Source organism: Roseovarius sp. D22-M7 (assembly GCF_037083785.1).
Taxonomy (GTDB): Bacteria; Pseudomonadota; Alphaproteobacteria; order Rhodobacterales; family Rhodobacteraceae; genus Roseovarius.
This window is the reverse complement of the sequence record NZ_JBAPKY010000021.1, coordinates 37,721-60,735: the sequence shown is the minus strand read 5'-3', so window position 1 is coordinate 60,735 and position 23,015 is coordinate 37,721. Positions and strand designations below refer to the sequence as shown.

Genomic DNA, 23,015 nt, shown 5'->3' with positions numbered 1-23,015 from the left:
GCGGCAGATCAGCGCGTCGTCGGTGGCATGCGTGGCGAGCGGGACAGGCGGGTAGAGCGCCTCGACCAGGGCCCGCGCGGCGCGGCGGCGGGCGAGGCGCGGCGCAGGCGCGCGGCGGGGGGTGTGCCCGGCGCGCGCCAGAACGGCCAGCGCCGCCTCTTCGCCCTCGAGCGCGGCGACGCGCGCGCCGCCGATCCCCGCTCCGTCGCCCGCCAGCCAGATGCCGGGTGCCACCGCGCCATCCGCGTCGCGGATCGGGGTGAACGCCCCCTGCCCCGCATCCCAGGCATGCGGCAGGTTCAGCAGCCGGCTGACCTGCGCGTTGGGGATCACGCCGTCATGCACGCCGAGAAGCTCCGCGGGGATCCGGTGGCGGCGGCCGGCGCTGGTGAACGACACCTCCGCGATGCGGTCGGTGCCGTGGGCGCGCAGCCCGGTGACGCGGGCGTGCACCGGGACGCCCGACAGCCACCGCCGCGCCAGCAGGCCCGCGCCTTGCGCGACCAGCGCGGGATCGCCGAGGATCGCGCGGGGCAGCGCGCGCAGCGCGCGTGACAGCCCGCCCGGCGGCCCGATGTCCAGCAGCGCCGCGACGCGCCCCCCCGCCGCGCGGATCTGCGCCAGCGTCAGGAGCACCAGCGGGCCGTGACCGGCCAGCACCACGCCGTCGCCATCGGGGACGAGGCCCGACTGCTTCCACGCCGTCTGGAGCGCGCCGACGCCCATCACGCCGGGCAGTTCGGCACCGGGAAAGATCAGCGGGCGTTCCTGCGCGCCGGTCGCCACGATCACCGCGCTTGCGGATGTCTGGCGGATGCGCGGGCCGTCGCTGCCCGCAGGGGCGCGCCAAGTGATCCCGACCGGGCCTGAGTCTTCCGTTTCGGGCGGGGCGAGGTCGATCAGCGTCGCGCCCGCGACGTGATCCGCGTCCGAGGCCGACAGCCGCCGCAGCGCCGCCGACGCGTCGGGATCGTGCCGCGCGGCCGCGTTGCGCCAGACCTGGCCGCCGGGGCGCGGTTGCTCGTCGAGCAGAAGCACCTGCAGCCCGCCCTGGGCAGCGCAGGCCGCCGCGGCCAGCCCCGCCGGGCCGGCGCCGATCACGCAGAGATCGACCCGGGTCATGACGACCCCTCGTCGCGTGTGTCAAAGGGGCATGGCGTCTCGACGACCATGCCGTCGCGCACCGGCACGAGGCAGGCCTGCGCGTCGCCGGCCCCGTCGATGCTGCACTGGCAGCCGAAGCAGACCCCGATCAGGCAGAAGGGGGCCGAGGGCGCGCCGGTCTTCCCGTTCGCCCCGATGGCATCGTATCCCGCCGCGAGCATCGCCGTGGCGACGGTATCGCCGGGATGCGCCGTCACGGCGCGGCCATCGACGGTGATCGTGACCGACGCTGCGGCGGGAAAGGTGCGGCGAAAGAGGCTCATGCGGCCTCCGCGAAGCGGGCCGGCGAGAACGCGGGGTAGCGGCTGTGCAGCGCATCCTCGGCGATGGCGCGGGCTACCTCGCCGGCGTGCAGCGAGGCCAGCGTCACGCCGCTGTGGCAGGTCACGAGATAGGCGCCGGGGTTGCTGGTCGAGGCCTCGTAGATCGGCAGGCCGTCGGGCGACATCACGCGCAGGCCCGCCCAGCTGCGCACCAGCCGGGCGTGGGCCAGTGCCGGGAAGCTGCGCACGGCGCGGGTGGCGATCTTGTGGGCGACACTTTGGGTTGTGCCGCGGTCGAAGCCCGCATCCTCCTTGCTGTCACCCATCATGACGGTGCCGTCGGCGGTCTGGCGCACGTTGTGGGTGGCGATGTCCAGCAGCGGCGGCAGACGCTCGGTCACGAGGATCTGCCCGCGCTGCGGGCGCAGCGGCGCATGCAGGCCCAGCCCCGGCGCGAGATCCGCGTTGCCGAGACCTGCGGCGAGCACGACGCGATCGGCCGTGACGCGGCCCTCCCCGCCCTCGATCACGAAGCCGGACGCCTCCGGGCGCACGCGCGTCACCTGCATCGCCTTGATGCGCGCCTGCGCCGGAAGCATCGTGCGCATCGCGCGCAGGGTCCGCAGCGGATCGGCATGGCCGTCATGCGGGCAATATGCCGCCCCCACGGCAGCCGGGCCGATGCCGGGCAGCATCGCGCGCAGCGCGTCGCGGTCGAGGATCCGGGTGTCCTGCGCGCCGCCGGGCTGGTTGTGCAGCCGCGCGAGATCGGCGCGCGTCCGGTCAAGCTCTGCCTCGCTCAGCGCGATCCGCAGCCCCCCGGTGCGCCGGTAGGCGGGCGAGATGCCCGAGCCTTGCGCGAGGTCGGCCGCGAACCCGTCCCAGCCTTGCGCGGCGCGCAGGCTGAGGCCTGCGTAGTCCGGCGCGCCCAAGCCCTTGCCCTGCACCCAGACGAGGCCGAAATTCGCCGCCGAGGCGTGGAAATCGTCGGTCGCGGCATCGACCAGCGTCACCCGCGCGCCGGTCCGCGCCAGCCCGAGGGCCAGCGCCGAGCCGACGAGGCCGGCGCCGATCACCGCGATCTCGGTGCTGTCACCCGCCATGCTCATCCGTGAAGCTCCGGCTCGGGGGCGCTCGAGGTCCAGTGCACGGCGTCGTTGGAAAACCGCCCCAGCGCGAAGGACGACAGATCGAAACCCGGCGCGTGCCCGGTGATGAGGGCGGCCATCGCGTGGCCGGTGGCGGGGCCGATGCCGAAGCCGTGCCCGGAAAATCCCGCTGCGCAATAAAGCCCGCGCGCGCCCGGTACCGCGTCGAGCGCCGGCAGCCCGTCGGGGGTGAGGTCGATCACCCCGCCCCAGAACCGCTCGACGGGTGTGTCGCGCAGCACCGGCAAGACGCTGGCGACGGTGTCGATGGTCTGCGCGAGACGGCCCGCGGTGGGCCGCGCGACGGGGCGGCCGCGCGCGTCGTGACCGAGCGTCCCGTGCCACGGCGCCACGCCGCTGGAGACGCGCAGGCGGCCGTCATCCTGCTGGCGCGCGGCCATGTCGGCATTGGCCACCCCCAACACCGGCCCGAGGCACGGTGCTGTGGGCGCGGTCTGCACCACCGTCACCAGCGGCGTGCGCAGCGGCAGATCCACCCCGAGCGGCGCCAGCAGTGCCGGGGTGCCGATGCCGGCCGCGACGAGGCAGGCGCCGGCTTGCATGCGCCCGGCATCGGTCTCGATCGCGGTGAAGCGGCCGCGCGCGGTGTCGATGCGCTGCACGCGCACGCCTGTCTCGATGCGCACGCCCATGCGGATCAGCGCGCCGTGATAGGCGGCGGCGGTCGCCAGAGGGTCGGCCTGCCCGTCGCTGGCGCAGAACGAGGCACAGAGGATGCCCGGCGCCAGATCGGGGGCGAGGGCGCGCAGCGCGGGCCCATCCAGCAGCGTGATGTCGAGACCGGCCGCCGATTGCTCGGCCACGAGGGCCTCGATCACCGGCACTTCGTCCGGGGTGCGGGCCAGCCGCAGGTTGCCCGAGCGGCGGTAGCCGGTCGCGGCGCCGAGGCGGTGTTCGAGATCCGCCCAGCGGGCCACCGCGTCGCGCGCCAGCGCAAGCTCTGCCGGGTGGCGCCCGGACTGGCGCACGCCCGCCAGCGTCCAGCCGGATCCCATCGCGGCGGGCCCGTAGGCGTCGACCACCTGCACCGTCAGCCCCTCGGAGGCCAGCGCATGCGCAGTGGCCATCCCGGTGATGCCGGCGCCGATGATGATGACATCCGCAGCCATCACGCGGCCCTCTTGCGGGATGCGGCGAAGCGATTCATCCGGTAGGGATCGGGGGTCACGCAAGGGGCCTCGCCGGTCGCCAGCTCTGCCGCGAGCCGGCCTGCGCCGAGGCCCAGCCCGAACCCGTGCCCCGACAGCCCGGTGGCGACCACCAGCCCCGGCAGGCCGGGAACACCGTCGATGATCGGCACCTCGTCGGGGGTGACATCGATCATCCCAGCCCAGCCCTGCACCTTTTCGGCCCCGGAAAGCTGCGGGTAGAGCGCCTGCGCCTTTTGCCAGACATCAGTCAGCAGGCGCGCGTCCGGGGCGGGGTCGAGGATACGCATCTGCTCGAACGGGGTGACCTCGTCCTCGCGCCAGCGGTGGTGGCCCAGCGGCCCGAAGAACGACCGCCCCAGCCCCAGATCGACGATGCGCCAGCGTTTCTGCAGCATCGGCAGGAAGGCGAAGAGATGCCGGAACGCCGCCGGGACGAGATCAAGCCGCGCCGCCCCCGCGCGCCCGACGGTATAACCACCGTCGCGGCGCGGCCGGATCGAGGCGCCGCCGGCGCCGATCATCCCGGCAGGCGGGGCGGCATTGGCGCGCGCCGGCCCGGTACGCAGCGCCGAGGAGCGCACGGCAAGCTGCGGCAGCGCGATGCCCGCATTCTCGAGAAACGGCCGCGACCACGCGCCGCCGGCGAGGATCACCGCGTCGCAGGCCACCGGCCCGTGCTCGGTCATCACGCCGCTGACGCGGCCACCGATGCGCATCAGGGTGCGCACCGCCGTGCCCTCGAAGATGGTGGCGCCCAGCGACTGCGCGTGGCGCGCCAGCGCCGGCACGGCGAGCGACGGTTCCGCGAGGCAATCATCGGGCGTGCTGATCGCGCCGTGCATGCCGCTGTCCCGCGTATCCAGAAGGCCCGAGATCTCGGCGCGCGACAGCATGCGCGAGGGGATGTCGTGGTCGCGGGCATGCACCAGCCACGCCTCGCGCTCGGCCGCCTCGGCGGGGGTCGTGCACAGATAGGTGCAGCCGGTCTGGCGAAAGCCGATATCGGTGTCGAGCGCGCCCGCGTAGCGCCGCCACAGCGCCATGCTTTCGGTCATCAGCGGCAATTCGCGCGGGTCGCGGCCCTGCCGGCGGATCCAGCCCCAGTTGCGCGAGGATTGTTCGGCCGCGACGCGCCCCTTCTCGCACAAGAGCACCGACACGCCGCGCTCGGCCAGCGCCAGCGCCGCGCCCACGCCGGCCACGCCGCCACCGATGATCACGACATCGGCGCGGGCGGGCAGCGCCTCGGGGGATGCCTCGAACGGGGACGGCTCTGACATGGTCTCTCCTGCGGGGCGCGAAGCGGGGGCGGCGCCGCTGCCGGCATGCCCCCGTCCGTTAACGAGTTTTCGGCAAGCCGCGCGATAATTCAAATAAAATCTTTCACTTCAAGTATCCGATTATGTTATGGATGCCCATGCTCAGCCAGCGGGCCCTCGAGGCGTTCATCGCCGTGATGCGGGCGGGCTCGGTGTCCGGCGCGGCGGCGCGGCTGTCGATCAGCCAGCCCGCGGCCAGCCGCCTGATCCGCGATCTGGAGGCACAGACCGGGCTGTTGCTGTTCGACCGCGTCGGCAACCGCGTCAGCCCCACCGAGGCCGCGCATGCGCTGGCTTCGGAGGTCGAGCGCGCCTTTGTCGGCCTGTCGGAAATCGAGGTCGCCGCGCGCGAGATCGGCCGCGGCCGACGCGAGCGGCTGCGCATCGCGGGCATGCCGGTGCTGTCGATGACGCTGATCCCGGATGTCGCCGCCGATCTCGAGGCGCGTGGCGATCTGGGCGAGATCGACCTCGAGATCCTGTCATTCTCGACGCAATCGGTCATTCACATGGTCGCCAGCCGGCAGGTCGTGCTGGGCTTCGTCGCGCCGGTGATGGAAACCGCCGAGATCCGGCTGCTCGCGCATGAGCGCGTGCCGATCCGCTGCATCATGCGCCCGAACGATCCGCTGGCGGGCCGCGCGCGGATCGGGCTGGAGGATCTGTCGGACCGGGCGGTGATCGGCTATTCCTCGACCACCACCAGCGGCGCGATGCTGGACCAGCTATTCGCGGCGATGCCTGCACCGCCGCGGATCGTGGCGCGGGCGCGGCTGTCCTCGGTGGTCTCGGCGCTGTCGCTGCGGGGTCTCGGGGTCGGGCTGGTCGATGCGTTCACCGCCGTCGAGCACGAGGCGCGCGGCGGGATCAGCCGGCCGGTGGACATCGTCGAGACCTTCGGGTTCAGCGTGATCACCTCGCGGTTGGGCGCGCCGCACCCGTCCGCCGAGTTGTTCCTCGACGGGGTGGCGGCACAGATGCCGCGCTATGCCGACTGGCGCTGAGCGCCCACAAGGTTGCGGGCCGCCATGATCCCGAGATACGCGATGCCGAAGCCCGCGAGGCCGATCACCCACGGATTGACCGGCGCGAGGTTCGACACGATCACCGCCACCAGCGCCCAGATCACAGCACCCGGATAGGCGATGCTGTCGGGGCGCGCGCGCTGCATCGCCGCCGCGATCGCCAGCGCCAGCACGAGCGCGATGCAGGCCGCGACGATCTGCGAGGTCAGGCCGTAGCCGGCCAGCACCAGCCCCACCGAAACCGACGATGCCGCCGTCAGCCAGCCGGCATAGGCGCCCAGCGGTTCGCGCTGCAGCCAGCGATCGCCGCGCCCGGCGCGCAGCAGGGCGACCAGCGCCGCGGCGAGCATGACCCAGATCATCACCGTCGCCCCGATCACCGAGACCTGGGCCACGGCGATCCAGAAACTGCCCACGCCGAGGCTGACGATCAGGGGCGGCCGGGCCGCCTGCCAGTCGGTGGCCTCGGCGCGCTTGAGAAGGCCGAAGCCGGTGCCCGCGATCAGCCACAGGTAGATCGGCCCCCAGATCGCGAAGGCATAGCCCGCCGGCTGCACCGGCGGGTCGTCCTGCGGCACGGGAAACTGGTCCGCCGCGAACCCGTTGAACCCGCTCGACAAAAGCGGCGAGACCGCGAAGGCGATGGCGGCCAGAAAGGCAAGACCGGCGAGGACGCGTGACATGAAAACCTCCGACTGTCGCGGGATGGATATTGGGGCGGACCGTGGCGCGGTTTCGCGGCAGGTTCAAGGTGTGGCGGGCGCGCGCTTGGCATGACCACCTGAGACATGTTTGCCTGTGCAGGCAGGTTGTCGGGTGCTGGCCCGATATCCTTGAGGGAAAGGGTCATATGATGGCGTTCAAGCCCCTTCGAGCCCAATCCGGGCATGGACCGGCGCCGATGCTCGCAGAGGCCGCACCCCTGTTCTCTGACCACTGCAGACAGAGAGATCGAAGCGGGCCCGTTACTGTGACAGGCGCGACATCATGTCCCGGTGACTTCTTTTCGATGCCACGCCACCCCGTAAGGCTCCGAACGCCGATCATTCTGAACCCGGCCGCCTGCCCAGGCTTTCTTGAATCAAAAGAAGTCAGCGGCACTGCCTTTGATAAGAGCGGAAAGCGTGACCAGATTCGGATTACGGAAACTGAAAAACAGGAGACGCACGTGAACATGAAATCATACAAGACTTGGGCCCTTCTGGGAGGCGCCGGCGGTGCCGGCTTCGGCCTTGTTGCCGTTCCTCTGTTCTACATCCTGATCAATTTGTCCCCCGAGGGCGTCGCATTTGGCCAAACCGTGCGCTTTGCCGTCGCCAATGGGGTCACTTGGGGCATTCTGGGCCTGTTTGCCGGTATCTTCTTTTGGGTTGTGGGTACTGTGCAGAACCCGCCCGAAGAGAACTGACCCCGACCACAGAGACGGGTCCGGCGACAGAGCCATGCGGTGCACGACGTGCCTTGATGGGCTTGGGCGTATGTGTGATGGCTGACACGCCTTGGCATCATGCAAGAAGTAATGACGGGCGCAGAAGAGGTCGGTCGGGGCTCTCCTGTCGGCCGCGATACGCTTCCCCGCATCCGTCCGGTCGGGGCGGAGAGCGGCGGAGAAGACGTGGGTGAACCGGTGACCGTTGATCTCAGGTAGCCTTGCGCGACTCCCTCGCAGTCGACGCCACGTTTCTTCAGAGTTGGGGGCTGCGAGATATCTTGGCCGTGCCAAGCTGGTGACGATCACGCCTGCCCCGGCGCCGCGGCTCGGGCGCGATCCGTGACGTCATGCGGCGCCGGCGCGCAGGCCGTCATCGGAGGCGGAGGTGGGCACCAGCGCCTTGACCAGATCGGTCATCCTCAACACGCCGACCTGCTTGCCGTCCTGGGTCACGACGAAGGTCAGACCCGTCTCGCCCCCGGATTTCGCGATCACCGATTCGAGGTTGTCGTCGTAATCCACCTCGCCGGCGACCTCGTCGGGGATGGTCTCGGTCGCCTCCATCACCGAGCGCACGCGCAGCACCCGCGCGCGGTTGATGTCGGAAATGAAGTCGACGATGTAATCGTCGTTGGGCGACATCAGGATTTCCTGCGGCTCGCCCTGCTGCACGACGTAGCCTTCATTCAGGATCACGAGATGGTCGGCCAGTTTCAGCGCCTCGTCGAGATCGTGCGAAATGAAGACCACGGTCTTCTGCAGCTCGTCCTGAAGGGCGAGCAGCAGATCCTGCATGTCGGTGCGGATCAGCGGATCGAGCGCCGAGAACGCCTCGTCCATCAGCATCACCGGCGCATCGGAACTGAGTGCCCGGGCGATACCGACACGTTGCTGCATGCCACCCGACAGCTGGAAGGGATACTGGTCGCCCACGCCTTTCAGGCCGACCCGGTCAAGCCACTTGTTCGCGGTACTCTCGAATTCGGCCTTGGCCACACCGCGCACGGCCATCGCCATACCGGCATTTTCCAGAACCGTGCGGTGCGGCAGCAACGCGAAATGCTGGAACACCATCGACATCTTCTCGCGCCGCAGCTGGCGCAACTGATCCTCGTCGAGGTCGACGATGTTGGTTCCGTCAAGCTCCACCTCGCCGGCCGTCGGCTCTATCAGGCGGTTCAGGTGCCGGATCAGCGTCGACTTGCCGGACCCGGAAAGACCCATCATCACGGTGATGTCGCCTTCCTTGACCTCGACATTGATGTTGTTCAGCGCCAGGACATGCTGGTGATGTTCCAGAAGATCCGCCTTGCCCACGCCGTTCTTTACATGCTCGAGCACGCTTTGCGGATCCTCGCCGAAGATCTTGTAGAGGTTTCGGATCGCGATCTTGGTTGTCTTTTCCGATGGCTTGAGCATGGGTCAGCCTTTCTGCGCGGCGTTGATGCGGTTGAGCGCGGCCTTGGTCGTGCGGTCCAGCATCACCGCCAAGAGCACGATGCCAAGCCCCGACACCAGGCCCACGCCAAGTTCGAGGTTGTTGATCCCGCGCAGCACCAGCACGCCAAGGCCCGGCGCCGAGACCAGCGAGGCGATCACCACCATCGCGAGGCTCATCATGATCGTCTGGTTCACCCCGGCCATGATGTTGGGCAGCGCCAGCGGGATCTGCACGCCGTAGAGCTTCTGCCGGTCGGTCATGCCGAATGCCTCGGCCGCCTCGATCACCGATTCGTCCACCATGCGGATGCCCAGATCGGTCAGCCGGATGACCGGCACGATGGCGTAAAGGATGATCGCGATCCCGTAGAGCTTCGGTTCCGTCACCGAGAACAGGAAGATGAGCGGAATGAGATACACGAAGGGCGGCAAGGTCTGCAGCATGTCGAGAATGGGAATTGTGCCGGCGCGCATCTTGTCGGATCGCGACATCGCGATGCCTATGGGCACACCTAAAAGGACGCAGAGAACAGCGCAGACAAAGATGATCGCCAGCGTCTGCATCGCGTAGCTGTAATAGTCGACGAAGGCGAGACCGCCAAGACTGATCGCGACAAAGGCCAGAAGCCGCCAGGATTTCGACACGAACCACACGATCAGCATCAACAGCGGAATGACGATCCACCACGGCGTGTTGAGGATGCCGTATAGCGCGCCTTCAAGCAGCCATGACAGCGGCTGCGTCAGCGGGTCGAGCACGAAACTCATCGAATCCTTGACGTTGAGGAACCCCTGCTCCAGCCCAAGCGTGACGTTGCGCGATTGCGGGAACGCGGCACAGGATTCGTTCAGCGCGTCCATCGACGGAAATGGCAACTCCCATATCGTCGTTGTCTGCTCCTGGCCCGAGGCTTGCGCGGTCAGCGCTTCCATCGACATCGGCGCGGACTCTTCGGAGGCCGAGCACCAGTCTTCGAGCCCGAGAGCCCGGAACACGAAATCATATGTCGCCATGGTGACTAATCTCCCCTTGCGCCGCTGCGTCGCAGGGCATGATGCGCAATAAAAAATGGCGGGGCCGACCCGTGATCGGCCCCGCCATTCATCGGAATTTTAACCCTGGTTGAGAACCGAGGCAAGGTTCCCACGCGCCTCGTCGCTCAACCACGCGGACCACTGATCCTGATAGTTCTGCAGGTAGTAAACCGCAGCCTCGTCAGCCGACGCGTTGTTCTCGTCTTTCCAGGCCAGAACCGCGCTCATGTTGTCGGTCTTGAACGTCAGGTTCTGCATCAGCTCGAAAACGGCCGGGTTCTCTTCCTGGAACGTCGTGGTCACGGCCGTCACGATCGGCGCTGCCGGAAAGTCGGAGACGCCCGGATTGTCGGTGTCCGCGTTCTGGTTGCGCGCATGCACCTCGGGCTTGACCTCGCCAAGGTCGATCTTAGTCATGTCATACTTGCCCAGCGGCACGGTCGGCCCCCAGTAGTAGCCGAACCACGGCTCTTCCTCCATCACGGCATCCGCCATCGAAGAGGCGAGCACCTGGCCGGAGCCTGCATCGAACACTTCGATGCCGTGATCCTCGAGGTTGAGCGCCCGGATCAGGTTGTCGCTGACCACGCGGCAGCCCCAACCCTCGGGGCAGTTGTAGAAGCGCCCGCCGACCAGCTCGGGGTTATCGAGAATGCCCTCGATGGTCTTCACCTCGGGGTGTTCCTCGGCTAGGTAGGTGGGCACCCACCAGCCCTCGACACCGCCGGGATCGAGCACGGGACCCGCTTCGACGACCTTGCCTTCGGACTTGAGCTGCTCGTACGCGTCGCCTGTCGAGTTCAGCCAGAGCTCGGTCACGATGTCCGGCTCGCCGTTTTCCGCGACAGAGGTCACGGCCGGCACGGTGTCGGACTGCACCACGCTGACATTGCAGCCATAACCCTGCTCCATGATGAACGAGGCGACGCTGGTCACCACCTGCGCTGACGCCCAATTCATTTCGGTAATCGAAACTTCTCCGCAATCCCCCGATTGCGCATGCGCCGCGACCGGCGCCGCAAGCGCGGTGGCTGCAAGATACAAGGACAGTTTTCTCATGGTCATTTCCTTTCGATTTTCCGCGTCACACCAAGGCCTTTCGTGCATGGAAACGCCATCCGGCATGGTCACGGCGCCGGGGAACCCGACGCCAGTCACGCTGCTTGGACGAAACGTACACACGGAAGTTGCCGTCGGTCGACGACGTGAATGTTGGGTCTTGTCCCATGGGAAAATACTTAGCCGCGGCGAAGATAAAGATCAACCCCCGCATCCGGACCGACGCCGCAGCGGACCCGTTTTCAGGCCACGGATGTCAAACCTGTGCCGTTTCAACCGGCGGCTGCGACGCGACACGCACGCGGCCCGCTCTTGGTGCGTCGGCTTGAGGGACGAGCGCGAGAAAATCGTCGCCTGTCGCACATGTCAGTTTCAAGGACGCGCAGTGCGTCCAGCAGTTGCCCATTGCGCATCTCGCGATTATCCTGCGGCGCACCGAGGGGAGGCGGGAATCTCATGTCGCACGTTGTTCGGCAAGTTCTGTTTCGGGGCGGGACGCTGTGTCGTCGCGGCGCGTCGACCCTGATCGCCGGGCTCTGGCCGGGCCGCAGCCTGCACGAGGTGGACGACGCCCTCGCGGCGCGACCGGTCAGCCAGCAGGCGGCGATCACCAGCGGCGTCTTCCTCGGCCTTGTTCTGGCAGGATTTTTCGCGGCCCAGTTCGGCTGGATCGGCATATTGGTGTTCTGGCTGGCGGTGATCGTGATCGCGCGGTGACGCAGCTTCAGTACCCGAATGTATACAAGATATTGGTTTCTCTAATATTTTTTCGACGAAGACTCATCCAGTCGTCGCAGGGTGGCGTAAACCCCTGTACAAATGAAAGGAGACGGTTATGGAACTCATCGGAATTCTCGCAATCGGTACTCTCAGCGGTGTGATGGCCTTCGCGTATCTCAGCATTCGCGGACTAGAGAAGATGAAAGACAGCGACGAGCCGAAATCGGCCCTGTCGCGTAACGGCGCAGAACAGCGCCTGCGCGCCAGACGCGTCTGACTTCGGCCAGCCAATGGTGGAACGTAAAATGCGACCGCGGGCTCCGCGGTCGCATTTTTTTGTGTCATGTAAAGGCGCGCCTGCGCTCAGGCCACGGCAAGCTGCTTCTTGGGGTCGTAGAAGGGCCGCTGCACCACCGTCGCGCGGGTCGCGCCGGACTGCGTGAACACCTCGAACTCTGTCCCCAGTTCGGCATGCGCGATATCGACCATCGCCAGCGCGATGTTCTGCTGCAGCCGGGGCGAATAGACCGCCGAGGTGACCTTGCCGACGAACGCGCCGCCATGATTGATCTGCCAGAAGCGCGTGTTCGGCCCCTTCAGCGGCTCGCCCCCGATGATCAGGCCGACCTGCTTGCGGCTGATGCCAGTGTCGCGGATGCGCTGCAACGCGAACTTGCCGATGAAATCGGTCTCGATGTCGAGGTTCACCAGCCGGTCGAGCCCCAGTTCGTAAGGATTGGTGTCACTGTCGGCATCCGCGTGATAGGACAGCATCCCGCCCTCGATCCGCCGGATGGTCGAGGTGTGGCCGGGTTTCAGCCCGAAAGGCAGGCCCGCGGTCATGATCCGCTCCCACAGGGCATCGCCCCAGGCGGCGTCGCGCAGGTAGATCTCGTAGCCCAGCTCGCTCGACCAGCCGGTGCGCGACACGATCAGCGGGATGCCGTCGAGTTCGATCTCGCGCAGCCAGTAATAGCGCAGTTCCATGATCTCGTCGCCGAAGAGCGCGCGCATGATCTCGCCCGATTTCGGACCCTGCAACTGCAACGGCGACACGTCCGGCTCGCGGATCGTGACATCCATGCCGGAATGCACCGCCACGCCTTGCGCCCAGAGCAAAATATCGCTGTCGGCCAGTGACAGCCAGAAGTGATCCTCGGCCAGCCGCAGGCAGATCGGATCGTTGAGGATGCCGCCCTGCGCATTGGTGATCAGCACGTATTTGCACTGACCCACGGCCATTTTCGACAGATCGCGCGGCGTCAGCATCTGCACGAAGCGCGCGGCATCCGGTCCGGTGATCTCGACCTGACGCTCGACGCCCACGTCGCACAGGATCGCGGTGTTCACGAGGTTCCAGAAATTCTGTTCCGGATCGCCGAAATCGCGCGGGATATACATGTGGTTGTAGACCGAGAAACCCTGCGCGCCCCAGCGGACCGTGGCGTCGAAATAAGGCGATTTGCGTATCTGCGTGCCGAAGCCGAAGTCATCCGCGTGTGTCATGTCGTTCCCCCTCCTGTCACGGTCGGCGGCCCCGTCGGCCGCGATCCGTTCTCGAGGCGCACGATAACAAATCGCGTTAACCCTTGCGGTCCGAATCGGGGCCGGAACACAGCCCGATCAGACCAATAATCAGGCATGTGCAGCCCGTTCCGACAGGCGCGGGGCGGGCCGGTCACTCGCGCGAGGGGGCGACGAGTTTTGCAAGGTCGGGTTGCGCGGCCTTCACGGTGCGGGTCGTGAAATAGGTCACGTACCGGTCGATGCCCAGATCGGCATCCAGCAGCGAGGCCATCATCGTCTCGAACGCGGCGAGGCTGCGCACGTAGATGGTCAGCACGTAATCCATGCCGCCGCCGGTGGCGACGCAATCGGTGATCTCGTCGACATGCACGATCCAGGATTCGAACCTGTCGAAATCGGCCCTGCGGTGGTGGGTCAGCGAAACCGTCACCACCACCCGCGTGAAATCGGCGATCCGTTCGAGCGCGATATTGGCATGATAGCCGCGGATGAACCCCGCCGCCTTCAGCCGGTCGAGACGCGCCCAGCATGGCGTGGGCGACAGGTTGACGATCTCGGCCAGTCGCGTCTTGCTCAGCTGGCCGTGTTTCTGGACGGCACTGAGGATACGGATATCCGTCGCGTCGAGCCCGGATCGCTTCATGCCGCCGCCTGGGTCACTGCCGTTACCGCCTCCGCTCGATCACGTCTCGTCAAGAGAGTGTAGCGCGGCGACGGTCGGTCAAGGCGGTTCGGCACGACCAGTTTGACGTCGATCGCGTCACCGGCCGTCGCGTGGCAGGTCCGCGACCGGGCTGCAGGTCACGCCTGCCGCTCGGCCTCTGCCTCTGCCTCTGCTTCCGCCTCTGCCTCGGCTTCCGCCTTGTCGGCGGCCCAGGCCCCCGCCGCTTCGACCGCCACGACCGAGCTTGTGGGCACGACGCCCAGATAGCTGTCCGTCTCGCTCACCGGCGCGGTGGCGCGCTGCGTCATGCGGTAGAGCGCGTAAAGCGAGACCGCGCCGAAGGTCGCCCCGAGCACCAGCCAGAACGCGAACGGGCCCAGCCTCTCCATCGCCCAGCCGGTGGCGAGCGGCCCGAAGATCGCGCCGAGGCCGAAGGTGAAGACCAGCCCGCCGGACGCCGCCGGCATGTCCTCGGGGTCGAGCGCGTCGTTGGTATAGGCCAGAAACAGCGCGTAAAGCGGCGTCGTCACGCCGCCGGCAAAGAACGCCGCCGCCATCAGCGGCCACAGACCGTCCGACGGGATGAAGGACGGCAACCCGTCCCGGGCCAGCCAGCCAAGCCCGCAGGACACCGCACCGAGCAGTGACGCCCCGAAGATCAGCTTGCGTCGGTCCATGCAATCCGACAGCCAGCCGATGGGATACTGCATCAAAAGCGCCCCGGCGAAGAGCATCGCCACGAACAGCGAGATCTGCGCGACCGACAGGCCGATCTGCGACCCGAAGACCGCGCCCATCCCCGATTGCGTCGCGTAGATGCCGCCCAGCAGGAAGATCCCCACCGTCCCCAGAGGCGAGCCGCGGAACAGCTTCAAGAGCGACATCGGCCGTGCCACGTCCGTCGCGGGCACCGGGACGGCCGACAGCAGGATCGGCGCGAACGAGATCGACACCAGGATCGAGGCCCCGATGAACAGGACCGAGGTCGCCGCATCCCCGAGGTTCAGCAGGCCCTGCGCGCCGATGATCCCCAGCGTCTGCGCGATCATGTAGGCCGACAGCACCTTGCCGCGCGTCTCGTTGGTGGACGCGGCGTTGAGCCAGCTTTCGGCGGCGACGTAGATGCCCGACATGCAGAACCCGATGAGAATGCGCAGAACGGTCCAGGCCCATGGCTCGGTCAGCAGGGGAAAGGCGATCAGCCCCGCCGACATGAAACTGCCGAGCGCCGCGAAGACCCGCAGGTGCCCCACCCGCCGGATCATGATCGGCGTGATCCGCGCGCCCGACAGGAAGCCGAGGAAATAGCCCGAGGTCACGACCGACAGCTCGGCGGCCGAAAAGTTCTCTATCCCGCCGCGCAGGCCGATCAGGGTGAAATGCATGCCGTTGCCCAGCATGATGAGCACGATGCCGAGCAGAAGCGCCCAGACCCCGGCGAGAGTTTTGATCATGGCGGGGTCCTTTCCCGGATCGAGGTCGCGCCACCCTCGGTTTCGACCTGCACGTATCGCGGCCTGCTGGCACGCCGCTGCGCCGCATTAACGACAAGCCGGGTGGCCCGCGTCAACGCGGCGTTCAAACGCAGACCGGAAAAACCGCGGATTCGATGCGCGCGCGCCACCATTTCGGGCAGCCAGGCCGGGGACGGGCATGGCCGTCCCGCACGATCTTCTGGACCCTGCGAGGCCGACGGCTATCTCCCTGGGAACGACTGGATATGACGGAGGCATCATGGGACTGATTCACGCAGGCATCGCCACCAAGGCGACACTTACCGGGCTGGCCATCGGCCTGACGCTCGGCGCCGGGCTCGCGCTCGCGGCGCACGGGGCCATGGCGATGGAGGACCGCAAATGATCTTCAGATTGGCAAAAAGCGCAGCCCTTCACACGGCCGGCGGCGTGTTGTTCGGTGTCACGGCGGCTCTCGCGGCCTGCACGGTGGCGCAGGCGGTGCAACGCGGGCGGTTGTGCACGCGGACCGGCACGGGCGGGCTCGACGATGTGCCGCGCGCCGCGCCCTCGGACCCCAAGGCGACCGACCCGTCGACGGTCTAGCGCGGCAAGGGCGCGCCCGGCGCCCAAGCATCCTCATCGCCTGCCCACGCATACCGAAACGGCAGGCACACCGGAAAGGCCCGCCATGACCCGTGAAGCGCCCGCATGGGCCGTCGATCTTGGCGAACTGCATGCGCAGGTCTGGACGCGACTGCTGCGCGGCGTGCATGACCGCCATGCGCCCGCGCGCCACCCGACGCTTGCAACCGTCCGCGCGGATGGCCTGCCGCAGGCCCGCACGGTCGTGTTGCGGGCCGCCGACAAAGAGGCCGCGACGCTCGACATCCACACTGACCTGCACTCTGCCAAGGTGGCGGAACTGCGCGAAAATCCATTGGCCGCGCTGCATGTCTGGGACGCCTCGGCGCATCTGCAAACGCGGATCGAGGCCGGGGTCGCGATCCTGTCGGGTGCGGATGCCACCGGGATCTGGGAGCGCGTGCCCGCGCCCTCGCGCACCGCCTATGGCAGCACGCCCGCGCCCGGCCAGCCTATCCCCGACGATCTGGCCTATGACAAACGGCCCGAGCAGGCCGCGTTCGCCGTGCTGCGCCTGTCGGTGCGCGCCATTGACGCGCTGCATCTCGGCCCCGATTACCGGCGCGCGCGGTTCGTGCGCGGCGACGGTTGGGCGGGCCAGTGGCTGGCCCCCTGACCTCTCGGCCGGTCCGGATGTTGCCACCCGCCGCATAGCGTCTTGTTTTTCCCCGCTGACCTCGTCAGACTGCGGCGCAATCGTCCGCCGAGGATTATCGAGGGTAGATGCCTGACACCGGATCAGCCTCAGCGGAGGTGACGGCCACGGACCGCGATGACGGTCGCGATCTGGCACTCTCGGGCATCCTGACAGTCGAGACGCTGGCGCGGCTTCAGCCCAGGCTCGACGCGCTGACCGCAGCACCCACCCGCATCGACCTGTCGGGCGTCACGAAACTGGATACCGCGGGCGCGTGGGCCATCGCCACGCTGCGACGACGGCTGGAGGACGCGGGTCATGACGCCGCCCTGCACGGAATCGATCCCTCGCATGCCGACCTGCTGAAGACGGTCGCCGCCGCCCTGCCCGACATCCCCGAGACCGAGGTGACCCCGCCGACCTGGACCGACCGGCTGGAGACTGTCGGGCGCGGCGTCGCGGGTGGCGGCGCCTTCGCGCTGGAGCTGACGGGCTACCTGGGGATTTTCCTTGCCCGGCTTGGCCGGTCTTTCATTCACCCGCGCCAGTTCCGCCTGACCGCATTGGTGCATCACTGCCAGGAGGTCGGGCTGCGCGCGGTGCCGATCGTGGCGCTGATGGCGTTCCTGATCGGCGTCGTTCTGGCCTTCCAGGGCTCGGCCCAGCTGCGCCAGTTCGGGGCCGAGGTCTTTGTCGTGGACCTGATCGCCATCTCGATCCTGCGCGAGCTGGGCATCCTGCTGACCGCGATCATCGTCGCCGGGCGCACCGCCTCGGCCTTCACCGCCGCCATCGGCTCTATGAAGATGCGCGAGGAGATCGACGCGATGCGCACCCTCGGCATCGACCCGGCGATGGCGCTGTTCGTGCCGCGCATCCTCGCGCTGCTGCTGATGCTGCCGATCCTCGGGCTGATCGCCAACATCACCGGGCTGCTCGGCGGCGCGATCATGTCGTGGATCGAGCTCGACATCTCGCCGGCGATGTTCCGCACGCGGCTGGTCGAGGGCACCGATATCAGCCACGTGATCGTCGGCATGGTCAAGGCGCCGGTCTTTGCCATCATCATCGGCGTGGTGGGCTGCCATGCGGGAATGAAGGTCGGCAGCAACGCGGAATCCCTGGGCCGGATGACATCCAGCGCGGTGGTCACGGCGATCTTCGCGGTGATCGTCGCGGATGCGCTGTTCTCGATCTTCTTCGCGCAGATGGGGGTGTGATGGACCGCGAGGCGATCATATCCGTGCACGGCCTGCGCAACCAGTTCGGCCGCAATGTCGTGCATGACAACCTCGATCTCGATGTGTGGCGCGGCGAGGTTCTGGGCGTCGTCGGCGGGTCCGGGACCGGCAAATCGGTGCTTCTGCGCAGCATCGTCGGGCTGTTGCAGCCAAAGGCGGGCCATATCGAGATGTTCGGCATCGACGCGCTGGCCGCCGACGAGGAAACGCGGATCGCCCTCGACAGCCGCAACGGGGTGATGTTCCAGGATGGCGCCCTTTTCTCGTCGCTGACGGTGCGCGAGAATGTCGAGGTGCCGCTGCGGGCGATCCCCGACCTGACGCCGGAGCTGCGCCACGCGCTCGCCGATCTCAAGATCTCGATGTCGGGCCTGCCATGGATCGCCGGCGACAACTACCCGTCCGAGCTGTCGGGCGGCATGCGCAAACGCGCCGGGCTGGCGCGGGCGCTGGCGCTGGATCCGGAAATCGTCTTTCTCGACGAGCCGACCGCGGGGCTCGACCCCATCGGGGCGTCGGATTTCGACACGCTGATCCGGGGATTGTCGCAGCAGCTTGGGCTGACGGTGTTTCTCGTCACGCATGACCTCGATACGCTGCATGCGACCTGTGACAGGATTGCAGTTCTGGCCGAGAAACGCGTGCTTGTCACCGGGACCATGTCCGAGATGCTGGACGTCGATCACCCGTGGGTGCATGAGTATTTTCACGGCCCGAGGGCCCGCGCCGCGATCGACGCCAAGGACAGGACCGACTGACGACATGGAAACACGTGCAAATTACGTGCTGATCGGGGCTTTCGCATTGGCGGGGTTCTTCGGGATTCTCGGCTTCCTGCTATGGTTCGCGCAGTACGAGCTCGACCGCCAGTTCGATTATTACGATGTGCGGTTCTCGTCCGTCTCGGGGCTGTCGCGCGCCTCCGAGGTGCGGTTTTCGGGGCTGCCGGTCGGCCAGGTCGTGGATGTGCGGCTGGCGCCGGAACGCGACGGCACGGTGCTGGTGCGTCTCGAGGTGCAGGGCAACACCCCGGTGCGGACCACCAGCGTCGCGACCATCGAATCCATGGGCGTGACGGGCGTGTCCTATGTCGGCATCACCTCGGGCGATCCGGGCTCGCCGCTGCTGACCGCAGAGGAGGAGGGCGCGATCCCCAGGATCGAGGCCGGCCGGTCGGTCCTGCAAAGCCTGACGGAAGACGCCCCGCGGATCATCGAGGAGGCGGTCTCGGTGCTGGAGAACGTGGGCCAGTTGCTGAACGAGGAGAACCAGCAGAAGGTGCAGCAGATCCTCGACAATCTCGCCGCCTCCTCGGGGGACCTCTCGCAGGCCCTGACCGAGTTCTCGGGCGTCAGCCGGACCATCGCCACCGCCACCGACGACATCGCAAGCTTCACCGGCAAGCTCGACCCGGTGGTCATCGCGGTCGAGGACACGCTGGACAATCTCGACACCACGCTCGGCGCGCTGACCTCGCTCTCGGGCCGGATCGAGACATCGCTCGACGTGGCCGATGACGCGTTGCAAAGCGGGCGCGGCGCGCTCGACGCGGCCGAGACGTTCATGACCGGCGAGTTGCAGTCGCTGTCGCAGGACCTGGTGGCGACGACGCAGTTCGTGCGCGAACAGACCGAAACCCTGGTGACCGACGCGCGCGGCATGGTGCGCGAATTCTCGGCCGCCGGCAGCGCCGCCACGCAGCGCCTGACAGAGGCCGAGGGCACCTTGCGCGCGACGGATCAGGCCATCGACCGGCTGATCGGCACGATGGACACGATCGAGGCGGCAAGCCTGTCCTTCGACGACCTGATCACCAAGGATGGCAGCGCGCTGGTCTCCGAGACGCGGACGATGATCGAGAACGCCGACCGCGCGGTCGCCGCCGTGAACAGCGTGGCCGAAACTGATCTGCCGGCCATCGTCTCGGATATCCGCGAGGCGACGGGGACCGTGAACCGCGTCGTCGCAGAGGTCGGCACGCGCTTGACCGATGCGACCGGCAAGATCGACGGGCTGGCCGACGATGCCGCGACGACCATGCAACAGGTGACAGAGACCTTCGCCAACGCCAACCAGACACTGGCGGCGATCGATCAGGCGCTGGTCACCGGCGAACGCAGCCTGGAGGCCGCCGAACGCGCGTTTTCCAGCGCCGACAGGGTCATGAACGAGGATGTCGAGGCGATCACCGGCGATCTGCGCCGCGTGATGCAGCGGCTGGATGGCGCCATTGCGCAGGTTTCCGACGACATACCCGGCATCACCGCCGATCTGCGCGACGCCGCCGAGACGGCCAACCGCGCCTTCGAGGAGGTCGGCCAGTTGGTCGCGCAGGCGGGCCCGTCGGTGCAGGAGTTCACGGGGTCGGGCCTGCCGCAATACACAAGGCTGGCGGGCGAGACCCGCGCCCTCATCGACACTCTCGAACGCATCGCCCGGCAGATCGAGCGTGACCCCGCGCGGTTCTTCCTCAACCGCCAGACACCGGAGTTCCGAAGATGATCCCCAAACGCCGCGCCCTGCCCCTGCTCGCCGCCATGATGCTGAGCGGCTGCGCGGCGATCACCGCGATCGGCGACGCCACCACGCCGCTGCAGGCCTACGAGCTGCGCGCGCCCGCCGAGATCCCCGCCGTGCAGGGCCGCCTGCAGCGCGACCTTGTGATCGAGACACCGACCACCAGCGGCGCGCTCGATACCGACCGGATCATGATCCGGCCCGCCCCGTTCCAGGCGGCGTATCTGCCGCAGGCCCGCTGGACCGACGCTGCGCCGGTGATGCTGACCACGCTGATGGTGCGCGGTTTCGAGGATACCGGCGGGCTGCGCTATGTCGGGCGCCGGCCGCTTGGCGGCACCGCCGATTACACGCTGATCTCCGAGCTGACGGATTTCCATGTCGAACTGGGAGATGACGGCGAAACGGTCACCGCGCGGTTCCGGCTGTCGGCACAGCTGGTGCGCGGCGACGACATGGCGATCCTCGGCAGCCGCACCGTACAGGCCCGCACCACCGTGCCGTCGACCGACACCGCAGAGGTGGTCGCCGGCCTCGACGCGGTCACCACCCGCGCGCTGCGCGAGTTGACGGTCTGGGCCTTGGGCCGCATGGGCCTGCGCGTCGCCGGCTGAGCCTGCGACCGCCGGCTTGGGTGATCGGACATCGCCGCCTGCCGACCATCGCCGGACAAGAGAGCCCCCGCGCGCATGGAACTTGCGCGCAAGAATGCGGCACGGGAAAATTGCTGCGCCTGCGAAGCGTTTTCTGCACGTGCATCATTGCCGTTACATCTGTAGGGTACGCAGCAAAGATCAGGCAATCGCAGGTGACCTATGGCCGACCCGGCGCAATCGAATGACATCCACTCTGCATATGCAGATTTCCTCGACCGCATGGCGCGCATGGCGATCGGCAAGACCACCGGCGGGATGGCGCCCTCGACGCTGTGGTCGGCAATGGCGGACTGGGCCGTGCATCTCGGCACCGCCCCCGGCAAGCAGGCCACGCTGTCGGAAAAGGCCATGCGCGCGCCGGGCCTCGTCGCGGCCCGCCTGTTCGAGCCCGACACCGCGCTGCCGGTCACGGATGACCGCCGCTTTTCGTCAGAGCTTTGGGACACGCCGCCCTATTCGGTGATGCGCGACAGTTTCCTCTTGACCGAGGACTGGTGGCAATCGGCCACCACCGGCGTGCGCGGCATGATGCCGGGCAACGAGGCCGCGCTGAGCTTCGCGGTGCGCCAGGCGCTCGACACCGTGTCGCCGACGAATTTCCCGCATCTCAACCCCGAGGTGCTGACCCGGGCGCGCGACACCCACGGCGCAAGCGTGGTGCAGGGGCTGATGAACACCGCCGCGGATGTCGCCGGCCGGGTCACACCCGGAACCGCCGAGCCGCAGACCCCGCCCGAGCTGACCGTCGGCGCCGGCCTTGCCGCGACCCCCGGAAAGGTCGTCGCCCGCAGCCATCTGGCCGAGCTGATCCAGTACACTCCGACCACCGAAAACGTACATCCCGAACCCGTCCTGATCGTGCCGGCATGGATCATGAAATACTACATCCTCGATCTCTCGGCGCATAATTCCATGGTGTCCTGGCTGGTCGATCAGGGGTATACCGTGTTCATGATCTCGTGGCGCAATCCCGGCGCCGAGGACCGCGATCTGGGGATGCAGGACTATCTCGACCAGGGCCCGCGCATGGCGCTGGACGCCATCGAGGCGATCACCGGGTCGCGCCGCATCCATGCCACGGGCTATTGCCTTGGCGGCACGCTTCTGGCGATCCAGGCAGCGGCGATGAAGCGCGAGGGCGACGACAGGCTTGCGTCGATGACGCTGCTGGCCGCCCAGGTGGATTTCTCGGAGCCGGGCGAACTGGCGCTGTTCGTGTCCGAGGCGCAGGTGGCGCTGCTCGAGGATCTGATGGCGCAGCAGGGCTATCTCGACGGCAACCAGATGGCCGGGGCGTTCACCATGCTGCGCTCGAACGATCTGGTCTGGTCGCGGCTGATCCACGAAAAGATGATGGGCGAGCGGGCCGAGCCCAACGACATGATGGCCTGGAATGCCGACACGACGCGGATGCCCTACAGGATGCATTCGGAATACCTGCGCGGCCTGTTCCTGGAAAACCGGCTGTCGCACGGGAAATACCGGATCGACGGGAAAACCGTGTCGCTCAGCGATCTCGACCTGCCGATCTGCGCCGTGGGCACCGAGAAGGACCATGTCGCGCCGTGGACTTCGGTCTACAAGATCCACCACCTGACGGATGCCGACATCACCTTCGTGCTGACCAATGGCGGGCACAATGCCGGCATCATCTCGGAACCGGGCCACCGGCACCGGCACTACCGGATGGCGACGACGCCGCATGCCGGGCGTTACCTCGATCACGAGGCGTGGTGCGACGCGACCCCGGTGACCGAGGGGTCGTGGTGGCTGGGCTGGGCCGACTGGCTGCAGGCCCGCTCGGGCGCGCGCACGGCCCCGCCGCCGACCGGCCGGCCCGAGGCGGGATACCCGGTGCTGGACGCGGCGCCCGGACAATATGTCTTTCAGATGTGAG

23 protein-coding genes and 1 pseudogene are annotated in these 23,015 nt (G+C 67.7%); 12 read left to right on the top strand and 12 right to left on the bottom strand.

What is annotated here, in order from left to right; all coding sequences use genetic code 11:
- Window positions 1-750: 750 nt before the first annotated feature.
- From V8324_RS11350 to V8324_RS11330, 5 genes and pseudogenes are all read right to left on the bottom strand, one after another.
- A pseudogene (locus V8324_RS11350) lies at window positions 751-1,122 on the bottom strand (FAD-dependent oxidoreductase); the annotation flags it as partial.
- Complete coding sequence (locus tag V8324_RS11345; protein WP_336420042.1) at window positions 1,119-1,427, bottom strand: (2Fe-2S)-binding protein; 309 nt, start codon at window positions 1,425-1,427, stop codon at window positions 1,119-1,121. The gene V8324_RS11345 and the pseudogene V8324_RS11350, both read right to left, overlap by 4 nt.
- Window positions 1,424-2,536 carry an NAD(P)/FAD-dependent oxidoreductase gene (locus V8324_RS11340; protein ID WP_336420041.1) on the bottom strand — a complete coding sequence of 371 codons (1,113 nt, stop codon included), beginning with the start codon at window positions 2,534-2,536 and terminating at the stop codon, window positions 1,424-1,426. The genes V8324_RS11345 and V8324_RS11340 overlap by 4 nt, the downstream gene beginning before the upstream one ends.
- Window positions 2,533-3,705, bottom strand: coding sequence for an NAD(P)/FAD-dependent oxidoreductase (locus tag V8324_RS11335; RefSeq protein ID WP_336420040.1), 1,173 nt, complete (start codon window positions 3,703-3,705; stop codon window positions 2,533-2,535). The genes V8324_RS11340 and V8324_RS11335 overlap by 4 nt, the downstream gene beginning before the upstream one ends.
- Entirely contained in the window at window positions 3,705-5,027 is a 1,323-nt protein-coding gene (locus V8324_RS11330; protein WP_336420039.1) for an NAD(P)/FAD-dependent oxidoreductase, read from the bottom strand. The genes V8324_RS11335 and V8324_RS11330 overlap by 1 nt, the downstream gene beginning before the upstream one ends.
- 137 nt (window positions 5,028-5,164) lie before the next feature.
- Between V8324_RS11330 and V8324_RS11325 the strand changes: the two genes are divergently transcribed.
- A complete protein-coding gene (locus tag V8324_RS11325; RefSeq protein WP_336420038.1) occupies window positions 5,165-6,070 on the top strand; it encodes a LysR family transcriptional regulator in 906 nt (301 codons plus the stop codon).
- Here V8324_RS11325 and V8324_RS11320 read toward each other — a convergent pair.
- A complete protein-coding gene (locus V8324_RS11320; RefSeq protein WP_336420037.1) occupies window positions 6,052-6,774 on the bottom strand; it encodes a hypothetical protein in 723 nt (240 codons plus the stop codon). The genes V8324_RS11325 and V8324_RS11320 overlap by 19 nt on opposite strands.
- 326 nt (window positions 6,775-7,100) lie before the next feature.
- On the opposite strand from V8324_RS11320, the gene V8324_RS11315 reads away from it, so the two are divergent.
- Complete coding sequence (locus tag V8324_RS11315; protein ID WP_336420036.1) at window positions 7,101-7,499, top strand: hypothetical protein; 399 nt, start codon at window positions 7,101-7,103, stop codon at window positions 7,497-7,499.
- A 369-nt stretch (window positions 7,500-7,868) separates the two neighbouring features.
- Here V8324_RS11315 and V8324_RS11310 read toward each other — a convergent pair whose 3' ends face one another.
- The 3 genes from V8324_RS11310 to V8324_RS11300 all read right to left on the bottom strand — a co-directional run bounded on the left by V8324_RS11310 (window position 7,869) and on the right by V8324_RS11300 (window position 11,057).
- Window positions 7,869-8,942 carry a quaternary amine ABC transporter ATP-binding protein gene (locus V8324_RS11310; protein ID WP_336420035.1) on the bottom strand — a complete coding sequence of 358 codons (1,074 nt, stop codon included), beginning with the start codon at window positions 8,940-8,942 and terminating at the stop codon, window positions 7,869-7,871.
- A gap of 3 nt (window positions 8,943-8,945) precedes the next feature.
- Complete coding sequence (locus tag V8324_RS11305) at window positions 8,946-9,977, bottom strand: ABC transporter permease (protein WP_336420034.1); 1,032 nt, start codon at window positions 9,975-9,977, stop codon at window positions 8,946-8,948.
- Between the two features lie 99 nt (window positions 9,978-10,076).
- Window positions 10,077-11,057, bottom strand: a complete 981-nt coding sequence (locus V8324_RS11300; protein WP_336420033.1) for an ABC transporter substrate-binding protein — start codon at window positions 11,055-11,057, stop codon at window positions 10,077-10,079.
- A gap of 456 nt (window positions 11,058-11,513) precedes the next feature.
- Here V8324_RS11300 and V8324_RS11295 point away from each other — a divergent pair, with 456 nt between their 5' ends.
- Both V8324_RS11295 and V8324_RS11290 read left to right on the top strand, forming a co-directional pair.
- Window positions 11,514-11,774 (top strand): hypothetical protein, encoded by a 261-nt coding sequence (locus V8324_RS11295; protein ID WP_336420032.1) that lies wholly within the window; start codon window positions 11,514-11,516, stop codon window positions 11,772-11,774.
- Between the two features lie 118 nt (window positions 11,775-11,892).
- Window positions 11,893-12,054 carry a hypothetical protein gene (locus V8324_RS11290; protein WP_336420031.1) on the top strand — a complete coding sequence of 54 codons (162 nt, stop codon included), beginning with the start codon at window positions 11,893-11,895 and terminating at the stop codon, window positions 12,052-12,054.
- Window positions 12,055-12,140: 86 nt separating this feature from the next.
- On the opposite strand, the gene V8324_RS11285 is transcribed toward V8324_RS11290, so the two are convergent.
- The 3 genes from V8324_RS11285 to V8324_RS11275 all read right to left on the bottom strand — a co-directional run bounded on the left by V8324_RS11285 (window position 12,141) and on the right by V8324_RS11275 (window position 15,422).
- Entirely contained in the window at window positions 12,141-13,283 is a 1,143-nt protein-coding gene (locus tag V8324_RS11285; protein WP_336420030.1) for a glycine cleavage T C-terminal barrel domain-containing protein, read from the bottom strand.
- Window positions 13,284-13,455: 172 nt separating this feature from the next.
- Window positions 13,456-13,947: an Lrp/AsnC family transcriptional regulator gene (locus V8324_RS11280; RefSeq protein WP_336420029.1), complete on the bottom strand. Its 492-nt coding sequence runs from the start codon at window positions 13,945-13,947 to the stop codon at window positions 13,456-13,458.
- A 158-nt stretch (window positions 13,948-14,105) separates the two neighbouring features.
- Complete coding sequence (locus V8324_RS11275) at window positions 14,106-15,422, bottom strand: MFS transporter (RefSeq protein WP_336420028.1); 1,317 nt, start codon at window positions 15,420-15,422, stop codon at window positions 14,106-14,108.
- Between the two features lie 280 nt (window positions 15,423-15,702).
- Between V8324_RS11275 and V8324_RS11270 the strand changes: the two genes are divergently transcribed.
- The 8 genes from V8324_RS11270 to V8324_RS11235 all read left to right on the top strand — a co-directional run bounded on the left by V8324_RS11270 (window position 15,703) and on the right by V8324_RS11235 (window position 23,014).
- Window positions 15,703-15,828 carry a hypothetical protein gene (locus V8324_RS11270; protein WP_336420027.1) on the top strand — a complete coding sequence of 42 codons (126 nt, stop codon included), beginning with the start codon at window positions 15,703-15,705 and terminating at the stop codon, window positions 15,826-15,828.
- Window positions 15,825-16,028, top strand: a complete 204-nt coding sequence (locus tag V8324_RS11265; RefSeq protein WP_336420026.1) for a hypothetical protein — start codon at window positions 15,825-15,827, stop codon at window positions 16,026-16,028. The genes V8324_RS11270 and V8324_RS11265 overlap by 4 nt, the downstream gene beginning before the upstream one ends.
- Before the next feature lie 85 nt (window positions 16,029-16,113).
- On the top strand, window positions 16,114-16,683 hold the full coding sequence (locus V8324_RS11260; protein ID WP_336420025.1) for a pyridoxamine 5'-phosphate oxidase family protein: 570 nt from the start codon (window positions 16,114-16,116) through the stop codon (window positions 16,681-16,683).
- Window positions 16,684-16,790: 107 nt separating this feature from the next.
- Window positions 16,791-17,924, top strand: coding sequence for an ABC transporter permease (locus V8324_RS11255; protein ID WP_336420024.1), 1,134 nt, complete (start codon window positions 16,791-16,793; stop codon window positions 17,922-17,924).
- On the top strand, window positions 17,924-18,703 hold the full coding sequence (locus tag V8324_RS11250) for an ABC transporter ATP-binding protein (protein WP_336420023.1): 780 nt from the start codon (window positions 17,924-17,926) through the stop codon (window positions 18,701-18,703). The genes V8324_RS11255 and V8324_RS11250 overlap by 1 nt, the downstream gene beginning before the upstream one ends.
- 4 nt (window positions 18,704-18,707) lie before the next feature.
- Window positions 18,708-20,447 carry an MlaD family protein gene (locus tag V8324_RS11245; RefSeq protein ID WP_336420022.1) on the top strand — a complete coding sequence of 580 codons (1,740 nt, stop codon included), beginning with the start codon at window positions 18,708-18,710 and terminating at the stop codon, window positions 20,445-20,447.
- Window positions 20,444-21,076 (top strand): ABC-type transport auxiliary lipoprotein family protein, encoded by a 633-nt coding sequence (locus V8324_RS11240; RefSeq protein ID WP_336420021.1) that lies wholly within the window; start codon window positions 20,444-20,446, stop codon window positions 21,074-21,076. The genes V8324_RS11245 and V8324_RS11240 overlap by 4 nt, the downstream gene beginning before the upstream one ends.
- Window positions 21,077-21,277: 201 nt before the next feature.
- Entirely contained in the window at window positions 21,278-23,014 is a 1,737-nt protein-coding gene (locus V8324_RS11235) for a PHA/PHB synthase family protein (RefSeq protein WP_336420020.1), read from the top strand.
- Window position 23,015 lies beyond the last annotated feature (1 nt).